Origin of the sequence: Streptomyces sp. NBC_00016, from assembly GCF_045040885.1 — a bacterium.
Classification (GTDB): domain Bacteria; phylum Actinomycetota; class Actinomycetes; order Streptomycetales; family Streptomycetaceae; genus Streptomyces; species Streptomyces coriariae.
In genome coordinates this window covers 2,730,892-2,749,308 of sequence record NZ_CP108304.1, presented here as the reverse complement: position 1 = coordinate 2,749,308, position 18,417 = coordinate 2,730,892, and the positions used below count along the sequence as shown (strand labels likewise).

The 18,417-nt window shown below is 71.4% G+C and carries 17 protein-coding genes; 7 read left to right on the top strand and 10 right to left on the bottom strand.

Annotation, left to right across the window (positions count from 1 at the left end):
* Positions 1–99: 99 nt before the first annotated feature.
* Complete coding sequence (locus OG933_RS12040; protein ID WP_405627024.1) at positions 100–1,011, bottom strand: hypothetical protein; 912 nt, start codon at positions 1,009–1,011, stop codon at positions 100–102.
* Entirely contained in the window at positions 1,008–2,177 is a 1,170-nt protein-coding gene (locus OG933_RS12035; RefSeq protein WP_362531265.1) for an SPFH domain-containing protein, read from the bottom strand. The genes OG933_RS12040 and OG933_RS12035 overlap by 4 nt, the downstream gene beginning before the upstream one ends.
* A 187-nt stretch (positions 2,178–2,364) precedes the next feature.
* Between OG933_RS12035 and OG933_RS12030 the strand changes: the two genes are divergently transcribed.
* Positions 2,365–3,588: an arginine deiminase gene (locus tag OG933_RS12030; RefSeq protein ID WP_020125172.1), complete on the top strand. Its 1,224-nt coding sequence runs from the start codon at positions 2,365–2,367 to the stop codon at positions 3,586–3,588.
* A 197-nt stretch (positions 3,589–3,785) separates the two neighbouring features.
* Positions 3,786–4,799, top strand: coding sequence for an ornithine carbamoyltransferase (gene argF, locus OG933_RS12025; RefSeq protein ID WP_405627022.1), 1,014 nt, complete (start codon positions 3,786–3,788; stop codon positions 4,797–4,799).
* Between the two features lie 156 nt (positions 4,800–4,955).
* Here argF and OG933_RS12020 read toward each other — a convergent pair whose 3' ends face one another.
* A complete protein-coding gene (locus OG933_RS12020) occupies positions 4,956–5,417 on the bottom strand; it encodes an anti-sigma regulatory factor (RefSeq protein ID WP_054243760.1) in 462 nt (153 codons plus the stop codon).
* 313 nt (positions 5,418–5,730) lie between these two features.
* Between OG933_RS12020 and OG933_RS12015 the strand changes: the two genes are divergently transcribed.
* Together OG933_RS12015 and OG933_RS12010 are read left to right on the top strand one after the other, a co-directional pair.
* Positions 5,731–6,558 carry an enoyl-CoA hydratase family protein gene (locus OG933_RS12015; protein ID WP_362531257.1) on the top strand — a complete coding sequence of 276 codons (828 nt, stop codon included), beginning with the start codon at positions 5,731–5,733 and terminating at the stop codon, positions 6,556–6,558.
* A 2-nt stretch (positions 6,559–6,560) separates the two neighbouring features.
* The gene (locus OG933_RS12010) at positions 6,561–8,984 is read left to right on the top strand and encodes a bifunctional salicylyl-CoA 5-hydroxylase/oxidoreductase (RefSeq protein ID WP_405627020.1); all 2,424 of its coding nucleotides are present in this window, start codon (positions 6,561–6,563) and stop codon (positions 8,982–8,984) included.
* An 88-nt stretch (positions 8,985–9,072) separates the two neighbouring features.
* On the opposite strand, the gene cysC is transcribed toward OG933_RS12010, so the two are convergent.
* The 3 genes from cysC to OG933_RS11995 form a co-directional block, all read right to left on the bottom strand.
* Positions 9,073–9,624 (bottom strand): adenylyl-sulfate kinase, encoded by a 552-nt coding sequence (cysC, locus tag OG933_RS12005; RefSeq protein ID WP_405627018.1) that lies wholly within the window; start codon positions 9,622–9,624, stop codon positions 9,073–9,075.
* Between the two features lie 98 nt (positions 9,625–9,722).
* Positions 9,723–10,550: a PaaX family transcriptional regulator C-terminal domain-containing protein gene (locus tag OG933_RS12000; protein WP_405627017.1), complete on the bottom strand. Its 828-nt coding sequence runs from the start codon at positions 10,548–10,550 to the stop codon at positions 9,723–9,725.
* A 15-nt stretch (positions 10,551–10,565) separates the two neighbouring features.
* Positions 10,566–12,308, bottom strand: coding sequence for an AMP-binding protein (locus OG933_RS11995; protein WP_405627015.1), 1,743 nt, complete (start codon positions 12,306–12,308; stop codon positions 10,566–10,568).
* A 268-nt stretch (positions 12,309–12,576) separates the two neighbouring features.
* Here OG933_RS11995 and OG933_RS11990 point away from each other — a divergent pair, with 268 nt between their 5' ends.
* Positions 12,577–13,713 carry an acyl-CoA dehydrogenase gene (locus OG933_RS11990; RefSeq protein WP_362531243.1) on the top strand — a complete coding sequence of 379 codons (1,137 nt, stop codon included), beginning with the start codon at positions 12,577–12,579 and terminating at the stop codon, positions 13,711–13,713.
* On the top strand, positions 13,710–14,108 hold the full coding sequence (locus tag OG933_RS11985) for a Rid family hydrolase (protein ID WP_362531241.1): 399 nt from the start codon (positions 13,710–13,712) through the stop codon (positions 14,106–14,108). The genes OG933_RS11990 and OG933_RS11985 overlap by 4 nt, the downstream gene beginning before the upstream one ends.
* 201 nt (positions 14,109–14,309) lie before the next feature.
* Here OG933_RS11985 and OG933_RS11980 read toward each other — a convergent pair whose 3' ends face one another.
* Positions 14,310–14,513, bottom strand: coding sequence for a DUF5999 family protein (locus OG933_RS11980; RefSeq protein ID WP_362531240.1), 204 nt, complete (start codon positions 14,511–14,513; stop codon positions 14,310–14,312).
* A 230-nt stretch (positions 14,514–14,743) separates the two neighbouring features.
* Here OG933_RS11980 and OG933_RS11975 point away from each other — a divergent pair, with 230 nt between their 5' ends.
* Positions 14,744–15,172 carry a DUF6299 family protein gene (locus tag OG933_RS11975; RefSeq protein WP_405627011.1) on the top strand — a complete coding sequence of 143 codons (429 nt, stop codon included), beginning with the start codon at positions 14,744–14,746 and terminating at the stop codon, positions 15,170–15,172.
* A gap of 363 nt (positions 15,173–15,535) precedes the next feature.
* Here the strand turns inward: OG933_RS11975 and OG933_RS11970 are convergent, their stop codons facing one another.
* Genes OG933_RS11970 through modA form a run of 3 tightly spaced genes read right to left on the bottom strand, consistent with a single transcriptional unit; the run spans position 15,536 to position 18,386 of the window.
* Positions 15,536–16,705 carry an ABC transporter ATP-binding protein gene (locus tag OG933_RS11970; protein ID WP_405627008.1) on the bottom strand — a complete coding sequence of 390 codons (1,170 nt, stop codon included), beginning with the start codon at positions 16,703–16,705 and terminating at the stop codon, positions 15,536–15,538.
* Entirely contained in the window at positions 16,702–17,562 is an 861-nt protein-coding gene (modB, locus tag OG933_RS11965; protein WP_405627005.1) for a molybdate ABC transporter permease subunit, read from the bottom strand. The genes OG933_RS11970 and modB overlap by 4 nt, the downstream gene beginning before the upstream one ends.
* The gene (modA, locus tag OG933_RS11960) at positions 17,559–18,386 is read right to left on the bottom strand and encodes a molybdate ABC transporter substrate-binding protein (RefSeq protein WP_405627002.1); all 828 of its coding nucleotides are present in this window, start codon (positions 18,384–18,386) and stop codon (positions 17,559–17,561) included. Before modA ends, modB begins: the two co-directional genes overlap by 4 nt.
* Positions 18,387–18,417 lie beyond the last annotated feature (31 nt).

Below are 18,417 nucleotides of genomic sequence, written 5' to 3'. Positions count from 1 at the left end.
GGGCGAGGGTTTGGCGGCAGGGTCCAACCCGTAGTCGCGGGACGGGGTTTGGCAGAGAGGTCGAACCCAGCACCACAGGACGGTGGTTGGCGCTGCGGCTCACCCGACGAGCCGCAGCGCCGTCTTCGCCCGCCCCACCCGTACCCGCTGCCCCCACGTCAGTTCCACCGCATCGCTCTCGATCCCGTCGCCGAAGGCGATGAGGCGTTCCGACTCGACGGTGAGCGTCAGCCGGCCGCCCGCCGCGAGTTCGCCCGCGACCAGCGAGGTGCCGGTCGCGGGGGACGGCCAGGCCTCCCGCACGAACCACACCAACCTGTCCTCCGTCGGGGCCGGAAGGCGCAGGCCCCTGTCGCCCCCGGCGCCCCGCTCCTGCCACACCGACCGGATCCAGCCGGTCGCCCCGGTGCCGGTGCCCACCAGCACCCCTGAGGAGGCCTGGGCCTCGACGGCACCCCCGTCGTCGTCGAGGCCCAGGCGGTAGCGGGCGGTCTGGTGGCCCGCGGCGCCCAGATAGATCTCGTTCAGGGCCAGCAGCCGCTGGGTGTCGTCGGCCACCGCCTCGACCATGGTCAGCCCGTCCGTGCCGGTGCCCGCCGCGAGCACGGAGGGCAGGAGCAGCCGGGCGTCCGCCGGGCGGTGGCGGACCAGGACGCCAGGGTTGCGGCCGGGGTCGGTGTCGATGCCCACCACCGGCTGACCGGACAGGTACTTGGCGACGTTCGCCACCAGTCCGTCCTGGCCGACCACGACCACCACGTCCTCGGGGGCGAAGAGGAAGCGGTCCAAGTCCGTTCGAGCCACGCGTGTCTGACGCCAGGTCAAGGGAATCGCCGCCGTCACCTCCGCCATGGCCCGCCTGGTGCGCCGGTGGCGTTCGGCGACCTCCTCGATGTCCCGGCCCCGCGAAGAGAGGAAGAAGGCGGCCTGGCCGTGGGTGCCGTGCCGGGCCACCAACTCCTCGTACTCCGTGGTGCGGTGGACCAGCACGGCCCGCGGGGCGAGACTCACTCCCGTTCCCCGGCGCCGAGCTTCGACAAAAGTCCGGTGAGGACGTCCGGCGAGATCGTCACGCTGTCGATGTGCGGCAGGTTCTCGGCCAGTCGCGTCCCGGTGAGGGCGTGCAGGGTCGCCACGTCGACATCCGCGTGCACGCGCAGCCAGGCCGCCTGCGCCTGGGCCCGCGCCTCGCCGACCTCACGTGCCGCCTGGGCCTCGGCGTGGGCGAGCCGGACCGAGCGCGCCGCCTCCGCCTCCGCGAGCCGGACCGTGCGCGCCGCCTCCGCCAGGGTCAGCCGCTCCGAGCGCTGTGCCTCGGCGTCCGCCAGCCGCACCTGCTTGGAGGCCTCCGCCTCCGCCAGCTTGACCGACCGCGCGGCCTCCGCCTCCGCGAGCCGCACGGACCGGGAGGCTTCCGCCTCCGCCCGTACCTTGTCCGCCGCCGCGTTCTCCTCCGCCTCGCGACGGGTGTTCGTGCCGCGCTGCTCGACCAACTGCTCCTCACGGCGGGCCAGTTCGATCTGGCTGGCCAGCTCGTTCTCGGCGATCGTCCGCTCCCGCTCGACGGCCACCGCCCGCCGCTCGTACGTCGCCCGGTCGGCCTCCTGCTGGATCTGCTCACGCGCCGGGGTGCGCAGCGCCCGCTCCACCTCCGGTTCCGGACGCAGCGCGACGACCCGCACGGCCACGATCTCGATGCCCGTGGCCGGCAGTCGCGGCTCCGCCGCCAGCCCCGCCGCGACCCGCTCCCGCACCGACTTCACGCCGTCCACCAGCGCCGACGCCAGGGACGTACGCGCGAGGACGTCCAGTGCGTGCTGCTGCGCCGTCTCCGTGAGCAGGGTGCCGAGCTGCTCCAGGGGCGCACTGCGCCAGATCCCCGTGTCGGGGTCGATGGAGAAGTCGAGGCGGGCGGCGGCGACAGCGGGGTCGCTGATCCGGTAGGTCACGGTCGCCTGCACCGTCACGTCCTGGAAGTCGACCGTACGGGCGTGGAAGGTCATCGCCAACTCGCGGTCGTCCACCGGCACTTCGGAGAGCGCCGCGCTCAGCGAGCGGAACCAGAAGCTGAGCCCGGGACCGTCGTGCGCCAGCTTGCCGGAGCGGTGGTGGCGCACATGCGCCGTCGGTGCGCCGCGCAGATGGCGCCAGCCCAGGCGCCGGGTGATGTCGGCCATGAGAGACCCCCCTCGTTCTGTTTCTCGTCAGTACGACGATAAGGAAAACGATAGTCGTGCGTTCCCCTTGTCGTCAAGAGGACGAGAACGGGTGGGAGGCGGCGGAGGGCGACGAGGGCGCGAACAAGCTCGTGCGGAAACGGTCCAGTAGGGGGTGAAGGCGGTCCCTGGTGGTCAGGATGGAGGCATGGGATTCCATGTCGACTCCGAGGCCGGGCGGCTGCGCCGCGTCATCCTTCACCGGCCGGATCTCGAGCTCAAAAGGCTCACCCCCAGCAACAAGGACGCACTTCTCTTCGACGACGTGCTGTGGGTGCGCCGGGCGCGCGCCGAGCACGACGGGTTCGCCGACGTACTGCGCGACCGCGGTGTCGCCGTACATCTCTTCGGCGACCTGCTCACCGAGGCCCTGGAGATCCCGGCGGCCCGAGCGCTCGTCCTGGACCGCGTCTTCGACGAGAAGGAGTACGGGGTGCTCGCCACCGACCACCTCCGCGCCGCCTTCGAGACGCTCCCCGCCCCGGAACTGGTGGAGGCCCTCGTCGGCGGTATGACCAAGAGGGAGTTTCTGGAAGCGCATCCCGAACCGACGTCCGTGCGCTTCCACGTCATGGACCTCGACGACTTCCTCCTCGACCCGCTCCCCAACCACCTCTTCACCCGGGACACCTCCGCCTGGATCTACGACGGTGTCGCGATCAACGCCATGCGTTGGCCGGCCCGGCAGCGCGAGACCGTCCACTTCGAGGCGATCTACCGGCATCACCCCCTGTTCCGCGGCGAAACGTTCCGCGTCTGGTCCGAGGGCCAGGCGGACTATCCGTCCACCATCGAGGGTGGTGACGTCCTCGTCATCGGCAACGGCGCCGTACTGATCGGTATGAGCGAGCGCACCACTCCGCAGGCCGTCGAGATGCTCGCCCACAAGCTGTTCGCGGCGGGCTCGGCCGAGACCATCGTGGCCCTCGACATGCCGAAGCGGCGCGCCTTCATGCACCTCGACACCGTGATGACGATGGTCGACGGCGACACCTTCACTCAGTACGCGGGCCTCGGCATGCTCCGCTCGTACACCATCGAACCGGGCGTCGGCGAGAAGGAGCTGAAGGTCACCGACCATCCGCCGGAGCACATGCATCGCGCGATCGCCGCCGCCCTCGGTCTGAGCGAGATCCGGGTGCTCACCGCCACCCAGGACGTCCACGCGGCCGAGCGCGAGCAGTGGGACGACGGCTGCAACGTCCTCGCCGTGGAGCCGGGAGTGGTCGTCGCCTACGAGCGCAACGTCACCACCAACACCCATCTGCGTAAACAGGGCATCGAGGTGATCGAGATCCCCGGCAGCGAGCTGGGCCGGGGGAGGGGCGGGCCGCGCTGTATGAGCTGCCCGGTCGAACGGAGTGCCGTATAGGCGTGCTGTGGGGGTGGGTGTGCCGGATGTGCGCCGTATGCGCGCCGTCTGGCCGTCTGGCCGTCTGGCCGTACGGCCGCACGGGTGTCGCTCGGGTGTCTGTATAAAAATGCTGGGTGTCGTATAGACTTCCGAGGGTCCTTTCCCGCCGCAGTCCGTGCACTGCATCTCTTCACCGCACTTCTGGAGCGACCCCCATGGCGACAGTCCCGACCGCCCTCGCCGGCCGCCACTTCCTCAAGGAGCTGGACTTCACCGAGGAGGAGTTCCGCGGCCTGATCGAGCTGGCCGCCGAGCTGAAGGCCGCCAAGAAGGCCGGGACCGAGGTCCAGCACCTGCGCGGCAAGAACATCGCCCTGATCTTCGAGAAGACCTCGACGCGCACTCGCTGCGCGTTCGAGGTCGCCGCCGCCGACCAGGGCGCCTCCACCACCTACCTCGACCCCTCCGGCTCCCAGATCGGCCACAAGGAGTCGGTGAAGGACACCGCCCGGGTGCTGGGCCGGATGTACGACGGCATCGAGTACCGCGGGTCCAGCCAGCAGAAGGTCGAGGAGCTCGCCGCCCACGCGGGCGTGCCCGTCTTCAACGGCCTCACCGACGACTGGCACCCCACCCAGATGCTCGCCGACGTGCTCACGATGACCGAGCACTGTGCCAAGAACCTCGGGGACGACGGTTTCGTCCTCGCCTACCTCGGCGACGCCCGCTTCAACATGGGCAACTCCTACCTGGTCACCGGCGCCCTGCTCGGCATGGACGTCCGTATCGTCGCGCCGAAGGAGTACTGGCCCGCCGACGAGGTGATCGCGCAGGCCCGCAAGCTGGCCGAGGACTCCGGGGCCGCGATCCTGCTCACCGAGGACCTCGCCGAGGGCGTCGCGGGCGCCGACTTCGTCGCCACCGACGTGTGGGTCTCCATGGGGGAGCCCAAGGAGGTCTGGGACGAGCGGATCGCCGCCCTCGGCCCGTACGCCGTGACCATGGACGTCCTGCGCGCCACCGGCAACCCGGACGTCAAGTTCCTGCACTGCCTCCCGGCCTTCCACGACCTCGGCACCAAGGTCGGCCGCGAGATCCACGAGACCCACGGCCTGGACTCCCTCGAGGTGACGGACGAGGTGTTCGAATCGGCCCACTCGGTCGTCTTCGACGAGGCGGAGAACCGCCTGCACACGATCAAGGCGGTACTGGTGGCAACGCTCGCCTGAGCGGGCGGCCCGGACTCACGCGTCCCGCCCGCCACAGGCATCATGCCCGTCACAGGCGTCACGCCCGCCACGGGCACCGCGACTCAAGGTGACGGCTCACGGCTCACGGCTGACGGCTGACGCGAGGCGCGCCCGTCGCGGCCGGGGCGGCCGACGTCACGCCGGGTGCGGGCGCCACTGCGCCGGAACGGCGGCCAGCCTGAACCACACCGCCTTGCCCTGCTCGGTGGGCCGGTGTCCGCAGGACGAGCTGAGGGTGCGGATGAGCAGCAGCCCGCGCCCGTGCTCCTGCCAGGGGTCGGGCTCCTCCCCGGAAGGCCGGGTGAGATCGCCGGGCGGCACCGGGTCGGGGTCGTGCACCTCGACCTGGCAGCCGGTCGGCTGCAGCTCCACCACCAGCTCTATCGGGGCGTCCCCGGCGGTGTGCTCCACGGCGTTGGCCACCAGCTCGGCGGTGAGCAGCTCCGCGGTGTCGCTGTCCGCCCCGTGCTTCAGCTCGGCCAGCGCCGTTCGGACCAGAGCGCGGGCCACCGGCACGGCCGCGGCGGAGTGCGGCAGCGCGATCCGCCAGGAGGCGGCCGGCTCGGAGGGGCGTTCGTACAAGGCGAGTCCGTTCATGGCGCAGGTTCCGATGATCGACATCAGGTGGCCCTGCTTTCAACTTCAGGAATGGTACGGCGGCCTCCGGCAGAGGCGCTCGTCGGGCGCCGTACGGGACCTTCGGCCCCTGCCCGGCGACTTACCCGGGTCAACGGTCCCTCTCGCGCGCCTGATCCCGTTGTTACCGCGTTATTGACGACCGGTGACGTGTGTGACGAGAACATGCCGTGCGGTGACACAGCGAGTCTTCCCGGCGCTCCTATCGCGTACTCATGACGACAGTCACGAGAAGGTGATAACTTCGGAAGTGACTGTCGAGGAGGCCGCCCTCATGAGTCCCTTCACCGGCTCCGCCGCCCGCACCTCCGACTGGCACCACCTGCGCGTCGAACACACCGACGGCATCGCCACCGTCACCCTGGCCCGTCCCGAGAAACTCAACGCCCTCACCTTCGGCGCCTACGCCGACCTGCGCGATCTGCTAGCCGAGCTGTCCCGGGAGCGGTCGGTCCGCGCCCTGGTGCTGGCCGGCGAGGGCCGCGGCTTCTGCTCCGGCGGGGACGTCGACGAGATCATCGGCGCCACCCTCGGCATGGACACCGCCCGGCTCCTCGACTTCAACCGGATGACCGGCCAGGTCGTGCGCGCCGTCCGGGAGTGCCCCTTCCCGGTCATCGCGGCCGTGCACGGCGTGGCGGCCGGTGCCGGCGCGGTCCTCGCCCTGGCCGCCGACTTCCGGATCGCCGACCCCAGCGCCCGCTTCGCGTTCCTCTTCACCCGCGTCGGCCTCTCCGGCGGCGACATGGGCGCCGCCTATCTGCTGCCCCGGGTCGTGGGCCTCGGCCACGCCACCCGGCTGCTCATGCTCGGAGAGCCGGTCCGCGCCCCCGAGGCCGAGCGCATCGGCCTGATCAGCGAAATGACGGACGAGGGCCGCTCCGACGAGGCCGCCCAGGCACTCGCCCGCCGCCTGGCCGACGGACCCGCACTGGCGTACGCCCAGACCAAGGCGCTCCTCACCGCGGAACTGGACATGCCGCTCGCCGCGTCCGTCGAACTGGACGCCTCCACCCAGGCACTGCTCATGAACGGCGAGGACTACGCCGAGTTCCACGAGGCGTTCACGCAGAAGCGACCGCCGAAGTGGCGGGGGCGGTGACCATGACGACCGACGCGTGGACACCGGCGTCCACGGCACCGGGCGGCGCCGACCCGCGGCTCCACGACGGGCAGCGACCGGCAGCAGGAGGCCCGCCGCCGCGCGACGGCACCGGCCACCTCCGGCGCATCGCGGTCATCGGCGGCGGCCCCGGCGGTCTCTACGCCGCGGCCCTGCTGAAACGCCTCGACCCCGCCCGCGAGATCACCCTCTGGGAACGCAACGCCCCCGACGACACCTTCGGCTTCGGGGTCGTCCTCTCCGACGAGACCCTCGGCGGCATCGAACACGCCGACCCGCAGGTCTACGCCGCCCTCCAGCAGGACTTCGTCCGCTGGGACGACATCGACATCGTGTGCCGGAACAGCCGGCACACCTCCACCGGACACGGCTTCGCCGCCCTCGGCCGGCGCAGGCTCCTGGAGATCCTGCACGAACGCTGCCGTTCCCTCGGCGTCGACCTGCGCTTTCGCGCCGAGGCGCCGGACCCGGCCCGGCTGGCGCAGGAGTACGACCTCGTCATCGCCGCCGACGGCGTGCACAGCACCACCCGCGAGGCGTACGCCCAGGTGTTCCGCCCCCGGGTGGCCGGCCACCACTGCCGCTACATCTGGCTCGCCGCGGACTTCGCCTTCGACGCCTTCCGCTTCGAGGTGGCCGAGACCCCGCACGGCGTGATGCAACTGCACGGATACCCCTACGCGCCCGACTCCTCGACCGTGATCGTCGAGATGCGCGAGGAGGTATGGCGGGCAACCGGTTTCGACGAACTCGACGAACAGGAGTCGGTCGAGCGCTGCGCCAAGATCTTCGCGGACGCCCTCGGCGGACGCTCGCTCAAGTCCAACCACTCCGCCTGGACCACGTTCCGGACCGTCGTCAACGAACACTGGTCGCACGGCAACATCGTCCTGCTGGGCGACGCCGCCCACACCGCCCACTTCTCCATCGGCTCCGGCACCAAGCTCGCCGTCGAGGACGCCCTGACGCTCGCGGCCTGTCTGCATGAACACCCCGATCTACTCACCGCGTTGACCGCCTACGAGGAGGAGCGCAGGCCCGTCGTCGCCTCCACCCAGCGGGCCGCCCGCGCCAGCCTGGAGTGGTTCGAGAACATCGGCCTCTACCTCGACCAGCCGCCCCGCCGATTCGCCTTCAACCTGCTCACCCGCAGCCGCCGCGTCACCCACGACAACCTGCGTCTGCGCGACCCCCACTTCACCGACGCCGTGGAGCGCGAGTTCGGCTGTCCGCCCGGCACGCCCCCGATGTTCACCCCGTTCCGGCTGCGCGGCCTGACCCTGCGCAACCGGGTCGTCGTCTCGCCCATGGACATGTACTCGGCCACCGACGGCCTCCCCGGCGACTTCCACCTCGTCCACCTCGGCGCCCGCGCCCTCGGCGGAGCCGGACTGGTGATGACCGAGATGGTGTGCGTGTCCCCCGAGGGACGCATCACGCCCGGCTGCACCGGCCTCTACACCGGCCGCCAGGCCGACGCCTGGCGCCGCGTCACCGACTTCGTGCACGACCGGGCGCCCGGCACCGCGATAGGCGTCCAACTCGGCCACTCCGGGCGGAAGGGGTCGACGAGGCTGATGTGGGAGGGGATGGACGAGCCACTGCCCGAAGGCAACTGGCCACTCGTGGCCGCCTCCCCGCTGCCCTACAAGCCGGCCGGCCGACTGCCCCGTGCTCTCAGCCGAGCCCAACTCACCGACCTCCGTCAGGAGTTCGCCGCGGCTGCCGTGCGTGCCGCCCGGTCCGGCTTCGATCTGCTCGAACTGCACTGCGCCCACGGCTACTTGCTGTCCGGCTTCCTCTCGCCGCTGACCAACCGCCGAACCGACGCCTACGGAGGCTCGCTCGCCAAGCGGCTGCGCTTCCCGCTGGAGGTCTTCGACGCGGTCCGCGCGGTATGGCCTGCGGAACGGCCGATGACCGTGCGGATATCCGCCACCGACTGGGCCGAGGGCGGCACTTCGGCCGAGGACGCCGTCGAGATCGCCCGAGCCTTCGCCGCGCACGGCGTCGACGCGATCGATGTGTCGACCGGCCAGGTGGTGGCCGAGGAACGGCCCGAGTTCGGCCGCTCGTACCAGACACCGTTCGCGGACCGGATCCGGCACGAGGTGCGGGTCCCCGTGATCGCGGTCGGCGCGATCTCCTCCTGGGACGACGTCAACTCGCTGATCCTGGCGGGCCGAACGGACCTCTGCGCCCTCGCCCGACCTCACCTCTACGACCCGAACTGGACCCTGCACGCCGCCGCCGAGCAGGGCTACACCGGCCCGGGCGCCGACTGGCCCGCCCCCTATCGTGCGGGCAGCAGGCCGCCGCGCACCGGACGCACGGACGCGCCCAAACCCCGCCTGACGCTCACAAGTCGAGGCGCCTGGGAGGCCGCCCCGGGAGCCGGCATGTGAGCTGGCCCGGGAGCCGGCATGTGAGCTGGCCCGGGAGTCGGCATGCGAGCTGGCCCGGGACCGGGCATGTGAGCTGGGACCGCCGAGCTCACACCAGCCCCCGACCTGCCAGCACCGCGTACACCGCGTCCGCCGAGTCCGGCGGTGTCCGGTCCTGCGTCGTGAGCACCAGCTCGGGGTCGACCGGGGCCTCGTACGGGTCGTCGACGCCCGTCAGCCCGGTCAGCACACCCGCGGCCTGCCGGGCGTACAGCCCGTTCACGTCCCGCTCCCGGCAGACCTCGACCGGGGTCGCGACATGGACCTCGACGTACGGTGTGCCGCTCTTCTCGTGCCGGAGCCGCACCGCCTCACGGCTGTCGGCGTAGGGCGCGATCACGGGGACGACGGACAGGACGCCGTTGCGGGCGAGCACCTCCGAGACAAGACCGACGCGCTGCACGTTGATGTGCCGGTCGGCCCGCGAGAAGCCGAGGCCCGCGGAGAGGAAACGGCGTATCTCGTCACCGTCGAGGACCTCCACCCGATGGCCCTCCGCCCTCAGCCGATCGCTCAGGAAACGGGCGATCGTCGTCTTGCCCGCGCTGGGCAGCCCCGTGAGCCAGACCGTTGCCCCTTGCGCCCTCGGCTTGTCGGTCATGCGCAACAGTCCTCTTTCCTGCCGTCGTCCACTCGTGGAAACGGTAGGTAAGGAATCTGAGAGGACCGGTCAAAGAAGCTGAGGTTTGACTGAGTGACTCATGGCGCGTGCGGGGTCACTCCCACGAACTGCGCCCCCGCGTCCCGCAGCCGCTCGTGCAGTCCCCGGAACACGGCCGCCGAACGGGTCCCCGGCCAGTCCTCGGGCAGCAGACGGGCGGGCAGGCCGGGGTCGGTGTAGGGCAGGTGCCGCCAGGAGTCCAGGGCGAGGAGGTAGTCCCGGTAGGCCGCTTCCGGCGGTGTGTCCGGACGCTGCCGCCAGGCGTGCAGCACGCGCTCGTGGCCGTCGAGGAACGTCTCGTGCTCCTTGGCGATGGCCGTCAGGTCCCACCAGCGGGCGACGGACTCGACGGTCGGCGAGAAGCCGAGATGTTCGCCGCGGAAGAGGTCGACGTACGGATCGAGGCGCAGCCGTCGGAGGGTGTGCCGGGTCTCGTCGTACAGCCGCGACGGCGCGATCCACACCCCCGGTGCGGCGGTACCGAACCCCAGGCCCGCGAGCCGCGAGCGCAGCACGTGCCGCTTCTGCCGCTCCGACTCCGGCACGGAGAACACCGCCAGCACCCAGCCCTCGTCCGCCGGCGGGGCCGTGGCATAGATGCGCCGGTCGCCGTCGTCGAGCAACTGTCTTGCCTCGTCGGACAGTTCGTATCCGGCCGCGCCCTGCGCCGTGCGGGCCGGCAGCAGCAGTCCGCGCCGCTTCAGCCGGGACACCGAGGAGCGCACGGAGGGCGCGTCGACACCGACCGCGGCTAGCAGCCGGATCAGCTCGGCGACGGGCACCGGGCCCGGTGCGAAGCGGCCGTACGCGCCGTAGAGCGTGACGATGAGAGACCGGGGTGCGGGCTGATCGGACACGTTGATCATCTTAGGTCTTCGGTATCAGTGCTGGTCACTATTGGTGTGATCACCGACGTGATCTTCGCCGTGGCTGTGGCTGTGGCTGTGGCTGTCGCTGTGGCTGTCGCTGTGGCTGTGGATGTGGATGTGGCCTTCGGTGCGCAGCCTGAATCTCTGGAGCTTCCCGGTCGCCGTGCGCGGCAGCGCGTCCAGGAAGACGAACTCGCGCGGACACTTGTACGGTGCCAACTCCTCCTTGAGGAAGGCGCGCAGTGCCTCCGCGTCGCGCCGGGCACCCGGCCGCAGGACGGCGAACGCGACGACCACCTGGCCCCGTTGCTCGTCGGGCCGTCCCACGACCGCCGCCTCGACCACGTCCGGGTGCCGCAGCAGCGCCTCCTCGACCTCGGGCCCCGCGATGTTGTACCCGGCCGAGATGATCATGTCGTCGGCGCGGGCGACGTACCGGAAGTAGCCGTCGGCCTCACGGACATAGGTGTCGCCGGTGACGTTCCAGCCGTCGTGTACGTACTGCTGCTGACGCGGGTCGGCGAGGTAGCGGCAGCCGACCGGGCCGCGCACGGCGAGCAGTCCGGGCTCGCCGTCGGGCACGGGTCTGCCGCCCGGGTCCTGCACGCGCGCGTGCCAGCCGGGGACGGGGACACCGGTCGTGCCGGGCCGGATGTGTTCGTCGGCGGCCGAGATGAAGATGTGCAGCAGCTCGGTGGCGCCGATGCCGTTGATCAGCCGGAGTCCGGTCCGCTCGTGCCAGGCCCGCCAGGTGGCGGCGGGAAGGTTCTCGCCGGCGGAGACACAACGGCGCAGCGAGGAGACGTCGTGCGCGTCGGGGCGGGTCGGGCCGTTCATACCGTTCGGGCCGCTCAGGTCGTTCATGCTGTTCAGGTCGTCGAGCATCGCGCGGTAGGCGGTGGGAGCTGTGAACAGCACGGTCACCCGATGTGCGGCGATCGCGGGCAACAGCTGCCGGGGACCCGCCTGTTCGAGCAGCAGCGAGCTGGCGCCTGCCCGCATCGGGAAGACGACCAGCCCGCCGAGGCCGAAGGTGAAACCGAGCGGGGGACTGCCGGCGAAGACATCGTCCGGAAGCGGTTTCAGTATGTGCCGCGAGAAGGTGTCGGCGATTGCCAGTACGTCCCGGTGAAAGTGCAGACAGCCCTTCGGGCGGCCGGTGGTGCCGGAGGTGAAGGCGATCAGTGCCACGTCGTCGGAAGCGGTTTCGACAGCCTGATACGGCTCTCGCGGCGCCGACCGGTTCAGCAGGTCGTCGGGGGCGTCACCGCCGTACGTCGTGATCCGGAGCCCGGGTATTTCGGCCTTCGCGAGGTCGTCCACGGCCCTGATGTCGCAGAGCGCGTGCTCCACCCGCGCGATCTCGCACATGGTGCGCAGCTCGTTCGGCCGCTGCTGGGCCAGAACGGTGACCGCGATCGCGCCTGCCTTCAGCACCGCCAGCCAGCAGGCCGCGAGCCAGGGCGTGGTGGGACCGCGCAGCAGCACACGGCCCCCGGGGACGACTCCGAGATCGCCGCTGAGCAGATGCGCGATCCGGTCGACGCGGGCCCGCAGCTGGCCGTACGTCCAGGAGGGCCCGGAGCTGGTGTGGAACACCGGCCGGTCCGGGGCGGTGTGGTCGAGCAGCTCGGCGGCGCAGTTCACCCGATCGGGGTAGACCAGTTCGGGCAGATCGAAACGGAGGTCGGGCCAGTGGCCGGGCGGCGGAAGGTGGTCGCGCGCGAAGGTGTCGACGTGGGCCGAGACGTTCATGGGCGTTCGCCCCCTTGCCTGGATGGACTGTCCGGCTGGGCTGCCCGGGCGGGTGTCGTCTTGGGGTCGCGCAAGGAGCGTAGCGCGTTGGTGACGACAGTCAACGGTACGCGATACCGTCGGAGAGGAGCCGCAACCAGAAACGGTTGCGGAAAGTCAGACGCAGTCGCGGCAAGTCAGGCACAGCGGAAACAGGCAAGCGGAATCAGTAACAGCAGCAACAGCAGAAACAGCAACGGCAGGTCACGTAAGGCAGAGGGGACAGGCGATGCCCGCATTCTCGCTCGAACCGGCACAGTCCGCCTGGTGCGCCGAACTGCGTACCCTTGCCGCCGAACAACTGCGCCCACTCGCCGAGAAAGGCGAGCAGGGTCGCGTCAACCGCCCGCTCGTCGCCGAACTCGGCCGGCTCGGCCTGCTGCCGCGACTGTTCACCTCCGGTGCCGTCGATCTCTGCCTGATGCGCGAGTCCCTCGCCTACGCCTGCACGGAGGCGGAGACCGCGCTCGCGCTGCAAGGGCTGGGCGCGCATCCGGTCCACGCTCACGGCAGCCCCGCCCAGCGCCAGCACTGGCTGCCCCGGGTCACCGACGGCACCGCGATAGCCGCCTTCGCTCTGAGCGAGCCGGGCGCGGGCTCGGACGCCGCGGCCCTGTCCCTGGCCGCCGAGCGGGACGGACCGGACGGCTGGCGGCTCACCGGGGAGAAGTGCTGGATCTCCAATGCTCCCGAGGCCGACTTCTACACCGTCTTCGCCCGCACCACCCCGGGAGCAGGCGCCCGCGGCGTAACGGCTTTCCTCGTTCCCGCCGACCGCGCCGGCCTCACCGGCTCCGCCCTCGACATGCTCTCCCCGCACCCCATCGGCGCCCTCCGCTTCGATGCCGTCCCGGTCACGGCGGACGACGTGCTCGGCGAACCCGACCGCGGTTTCCGGGTCGCCATGAGCACCCTCAACCTGTTCCGTCCCAGCGTCGGCGCCTTCGCCGTCGGTATGGCGCAGGCCGCCCTCGACGCGACCCTGGAGCACACCGCCCGACGGGACGCCTTCGGCGGCAAGTTGAGCGACCTTCAGACAGTGGCCCACCAGGTCGCCGAGATGGCCCTGCGCACGGAGGCCGCGCGTCTGATGGTCCACGCCGCGGCGTCGGCGTACGACAGCGGAGCCCCGGACGTCCCGAAGCGTGCCGCGATGGCCAAGCTGTTCGCCACCGAGACCGCGCAGTACGTCGTCGACACGGCAGTCCAACTCCATGGAGCGCGGGCCCTGCACCGCGGCCACCTGCTCGAGCACCTCTACCGGGAGGTGCGCGCGCCGCGGATCTACGAGGGCGCCAGTGAGGTCCAACGCGGCATCATCGCACGGGAGTTGTACGCCGAACTCGCCGACCTGGAGGCCAGGTGACCATCGAACGCGTCAACCCGCCCGAACTCTCCCCGCCCCTCGGCTTCTCCCATGCCGTCGTCGCCGCCGGTGAGCGGATCGTCTTCCTGGCCGGCCAGACGGCCCTCGACGCCGACGGGAAGATCGTGGGGGAGTCGCTGCCGGAGCAGTTCACCCGGGCGCTGACGAATCTGCTGGCCGCGCTGACGGCGGCGGGCGGTACGGCGTCGGACCTGGCGCGCGTCACCGTCTACGTCACGGATGTCGCCGCGTATCGCGACCAGGCTTCTGAACTGGGCGCCATTTGGCGGGAGCTGGCGGGCCGCGACTATCCGGCGATGGCGGTCGTCGGGATCGTACGACTCTGGGACGAGCAGGCACTCGTCGAACTGGACGGGTTCGCGGTACTCGAGTGAACCGGGCCGGTAACCGGTATCAGAGATCCGTTTCCGCAACCGGTGTCAGCGGTCCGTTTCCGTAACCGGTATCAGCAACCAGGCTCGGTAGCCCGTTTCCGTAACCGGTATCAGCAACCAGGCTCGGTAGCCCGTTCCGTAACCGGTATCAGCAACTGGCTTCGGTGGAGGTGGTCGGCAGGCCCGTCCCGATGATCAAGGTCAGGCGGCGACGGCCAGCGCTCCGGCGGTCACCCGGTGCGGGTCCACGACGCGGCCGTCGGGCAGCAGTTCGCCGGAGTCGTCGAAGACGATGGTGCCGTCGCACAGCAGGTTCCAGCCCTGCTCGGGGTGGGCGGCGACGATGTGCGCGAGGTGGACCGGCCGGGCGTCGGCAGAAGCGCTGGGAAACTGGTGGGAACACATGGAGTACCTCCACGTCGGTGGGGTCGGCCGTCCGGTCGGCCCCCATGGACAGACCATGCGCCCGTCCCGCCCGCATCTCCAGAGGGTGCGCGCAAGCGTGACAGCACCAGGACAACTCCAGGACCGTTCGTCGACGACAGGTGCGGACTCGCCACCGTTGGAGTGACGATCACCGCCCCGGGCGCGCCCGCCCGGTACCTGTGGAGGCCCCCACAACAGGAGGTTCTCCCATGTCGTTGCGTCCCGCCCTCTCCGCGGCCGCCGGTGCCGTACTGCTCCTGCTCGCCGCCCCGACGGTCACGGCCACCGCCGATGCGTCGGAGTCCGTCACCGTCGACCAGGTCGGCAGCATCGCCTCGGACGGCACCATCACCCTCTCGGGCACCTACAGCTGTCTCGGCAACACGGGTCCCGTCTTCGTCAGCTCCTCCGTCGGCCAGGGTTCCGGCACGGCACGGCACGGCATCGGCGGCACCCGCGCAGTGTGCGACGGCGCCGAGCACGCCTGGAAGAACACCGGCAAGGCCGGTCCGACCGACCTCGAACCCGGTGCGGCCCACGTCGAGGCCACGCTGATGGAGCTCCGCCCCCAGGGCGGCCTGCCGCTGCCCCGCTTCCACGCGGCGCAGGAGCGGGACATCACGCTGACCGCCGGCTGAGCGGCCGGTCCTGGACGGCGGGCCCTTGACGGGCACCGCATCGTGAGCGGCGGGCCCGTCACAAGGCCCGCCGCCTCCGGCGTCGTAGACCCGCGCAGGTCGCCCGCCGAGGCGAGGTCGGAATTTTCAATCGAGCTGGCCTGCGCGGTCAGCGCCACTGGTCCCACCCGGGACCACCCGAACCCGCCCGGACCCACCTCCGGAACTCGCCTCGGTCCGGACCGGTCCCGGCAGACCCAGTCCGGGCCCGACCACAACCGACCGACACTGGCCGCTCCCGACCGCTTCCGGCCCTGGACGGGCCCGCTCCAGGCCTTGGACGGGCCCGCTTCCGGCCCTGGACGGGCCGCTCCCGGCGTCGCGTCAGACCGGGTAGGCGTGGGTCTGAGTGGCTTTCACCGCCGCCCAGACCCGTGCCCCCGGGTGCAGATCGAGTTCGGCCGCGGCGACCGTCGTGAGGTCCGCGGCGAGTGGGAGTTCGCCGGTGAGGTCGGCGCGGATCTGATCGCCATGGGTCTCCAGGCCCGCGACCTCGCAGTGCCAGAGGTTGCGGGCGCTGGCCCCGGTGGGGCGGTCGCGGTAGAGGGTGACCGCGCTAGGCGGGAACGCCACGAACACCGGGCCGGACAGGACCTCGGTGGTGGTGATGGGCGGGCCGGCGTCGAGGCGGACGGCGTGACCGTCGGCCTCGCCCCGGTAGAGGTTCAGGCCGACCAATTGGGCGATGTAGTCCGTACGGGGATGGCGGGCGATGTCGGACGGCGCGCCCTCCTGGACGACCCGCCCGTGCTCGACGACGACGAGTCGGTCGGCGAGCACCATGGCGTCCAGCGGATCGTGCGTGACCAGGACGGCGACGGCCTCGAACTCGGCCAGGTGGCGCCGGAGTTGGGCACGGACCTCCAGCCGGGTGCGGGCGTCCAGGGCCGCCAGCGGCTCGTCCAGGAGCAGCAGCCGTGGTCGGGTCGCCAGCGCACGGGCCAGGGCGACCCGCTGGGCCTGGCCCCCGGACAGCCTGCGCGGCTTGGCGCCGGCGTGCGCCGCCAGACCCAGCCGGTCCAGCCACTCGGCGGCCTGGGTACGGGCCTCCGCCTTCGTCGCGCCCTGGCAGCGCGGCCCGAAGGCCACGTTGTCCAGGGCGGTCAGATGCGGGAAGAGCAGGTAGTCCTGGAAGACGACACCGACCGGGCGGGACTCCGGCGGCGTACCGTCCAACGCGTTGCCGTCCAGCCTTAGCCGACCGTCGGTGAGCGGCGTCAGACCGGCGAGGGCGCGCAGCGCGGTGGTCTTCCCCGCGCCGTTCGGACCGAGCAGGGCGACCACCTCACCCGGTGCCACGTTCAGCGTCACGTCGAGCCGGAACGCGCCGCGCTGCACGACGAGGTGGGCGTCGAGCCCGTCAGCGGGGGCGCCGGCGCGGCGGACACCGAGCTCGTCCGCGAACGGGTCGGCGGGGCGTACGTCGTGGACGTCGTGGACGTCGTGGACGGTCCGCGAGGCGGCGGCGCTCTTCTTGGGCTCGGGCTCGGTCATCCCGCTGTCATCCAACGGTCGCGCAGGCCGGCCAGCACCGCGACGGACACGGCCAGCAGGACCAGGCTGAGGGCGATGGCGGCCTCCGGGTCACTCTGAAGGGCCAGATACACGGCCAACGGCATGGTCTGGGTGCGGCCGGGGAAGTTGCCGGCGAAGGTGATCGTCGCGCCGAACTCGCCGAGCGCCCGGGCCCACGCCAGGACCGCGCCCGCCGCGATGCCCGGCGCGATCAACGGCAGCGTGACCCGGCGGAACGCGGTGAAACGGGAGGCGCCGAGGGTGGCGGCCGCCTCCTCGTAGCGCGGGTCGGCGGCGCGCAGGGTGCCCTCGACGCTGATGACGAGGAACGGCATGGCGACGAACGCCTCGGCGACCACGACCCCGGCGGTGGTGAACGGCAGCGTGACGCCGAACCAGGAGTCCAGCGTCTTGCCGACGATGCCGTTGCGGCCCAGTGCCATCAGCAGTGCCACACCGCCGACCACCGGCGGCAGGACGAGCGGCAGGGTGACGAGAGCCCGGACGAGACCGCGCCCGGGGAACTCGACGCGGGCCAGCACCCAGGCCAGCGGCACTCCGACGACCAGGCTCACGGCGGTGGCGGCGGTGGCGCAGACCAACGACAGCCGGAGCGCCTGCCACACCTCGGCGCTGGTCAGCAGCTCGGGCAGACTGCGCCACGGGGCCCGTACCAGCAGGGCGATCAGCGGCACGACCAGAAACGCCACGCCGATCAGCGCGGGCACCAGCAGGGGCAGCGGCACACCGCGCACCTGGGCCCGGACACGCCGGCGCCGCGGCCCACCCCGGACGGTGTCGGCCGCGGCACCGGACGTGTCGGTCGGGAGGGTCACGGCTGGAGGAACCCGGCCTCGGTCAGGACCTTCTGGCCCTCGGCGGACTGCACCAGCGCGATGAACGCCTTGGCCGCCGCGGTGTTCTGCGCGTCCTTGAGCTGGACGATCGGGTAGTCGTTGATGGCGTCTGCCGATTCTGGGAACTCCACGCCCTCCACCTTGTCACCCGCGGCGTGCACATCCGTCTTGTAAACGACGGCCGCGTCGGCCTCCTTCAGCTCCACCTTGGTCAGGGCGGCCTTGACGTCCTGCTCGTAGGAGACGGGGGTGAGCTTCAGCTTGCTCGCGTCGAGGGCCTTCTGGGCGGCGGCGCCGCAGGGCACCGTCTTGTCGCAGAGCACGACCTTCAGGCTCGACCTGGTGAGGTCCCTGAGGGAGGCGATCTTGTCGGGGTTGCCCGGCAGGGTGGCGATCTCCAGCTGGTTGCGGACGAAGGTGGCGGGCGTCCCCGAGGCGTCCCCCGCGTCGGTCACGATCGCCATCGTCTTGGGGCTGGCGGACGCGAACACGTCCGCCGGGGCACCGCCGGTGATGCTCGCGGCGAGGGAGTCGCTGCCGCCGAAGCTGAAGGTGACCATCGTGCCGGGGTGCGCCTTCTCGAACTCCTTGCCCAGCGTCGTGAAGCTCTCCTTGAGGGAGGCCGCGGCGAACACGGTGACCGTGCCGGACAACTGGTCCGACGCGGACGCGGACGCCGAGGAGCCCGAGTCTGTCGACGAGGAGTCGTCGGACGACGAGCAGGCGCTCAGGGCCAGCAGCGCGGTGACTCCCAGGGCGGCCACCTGCATCGTTCGGCCGGTCCGGCGCGCGGTACGGGTCATCACGGGTCCACTCCCTCTAATCCTGACGGAC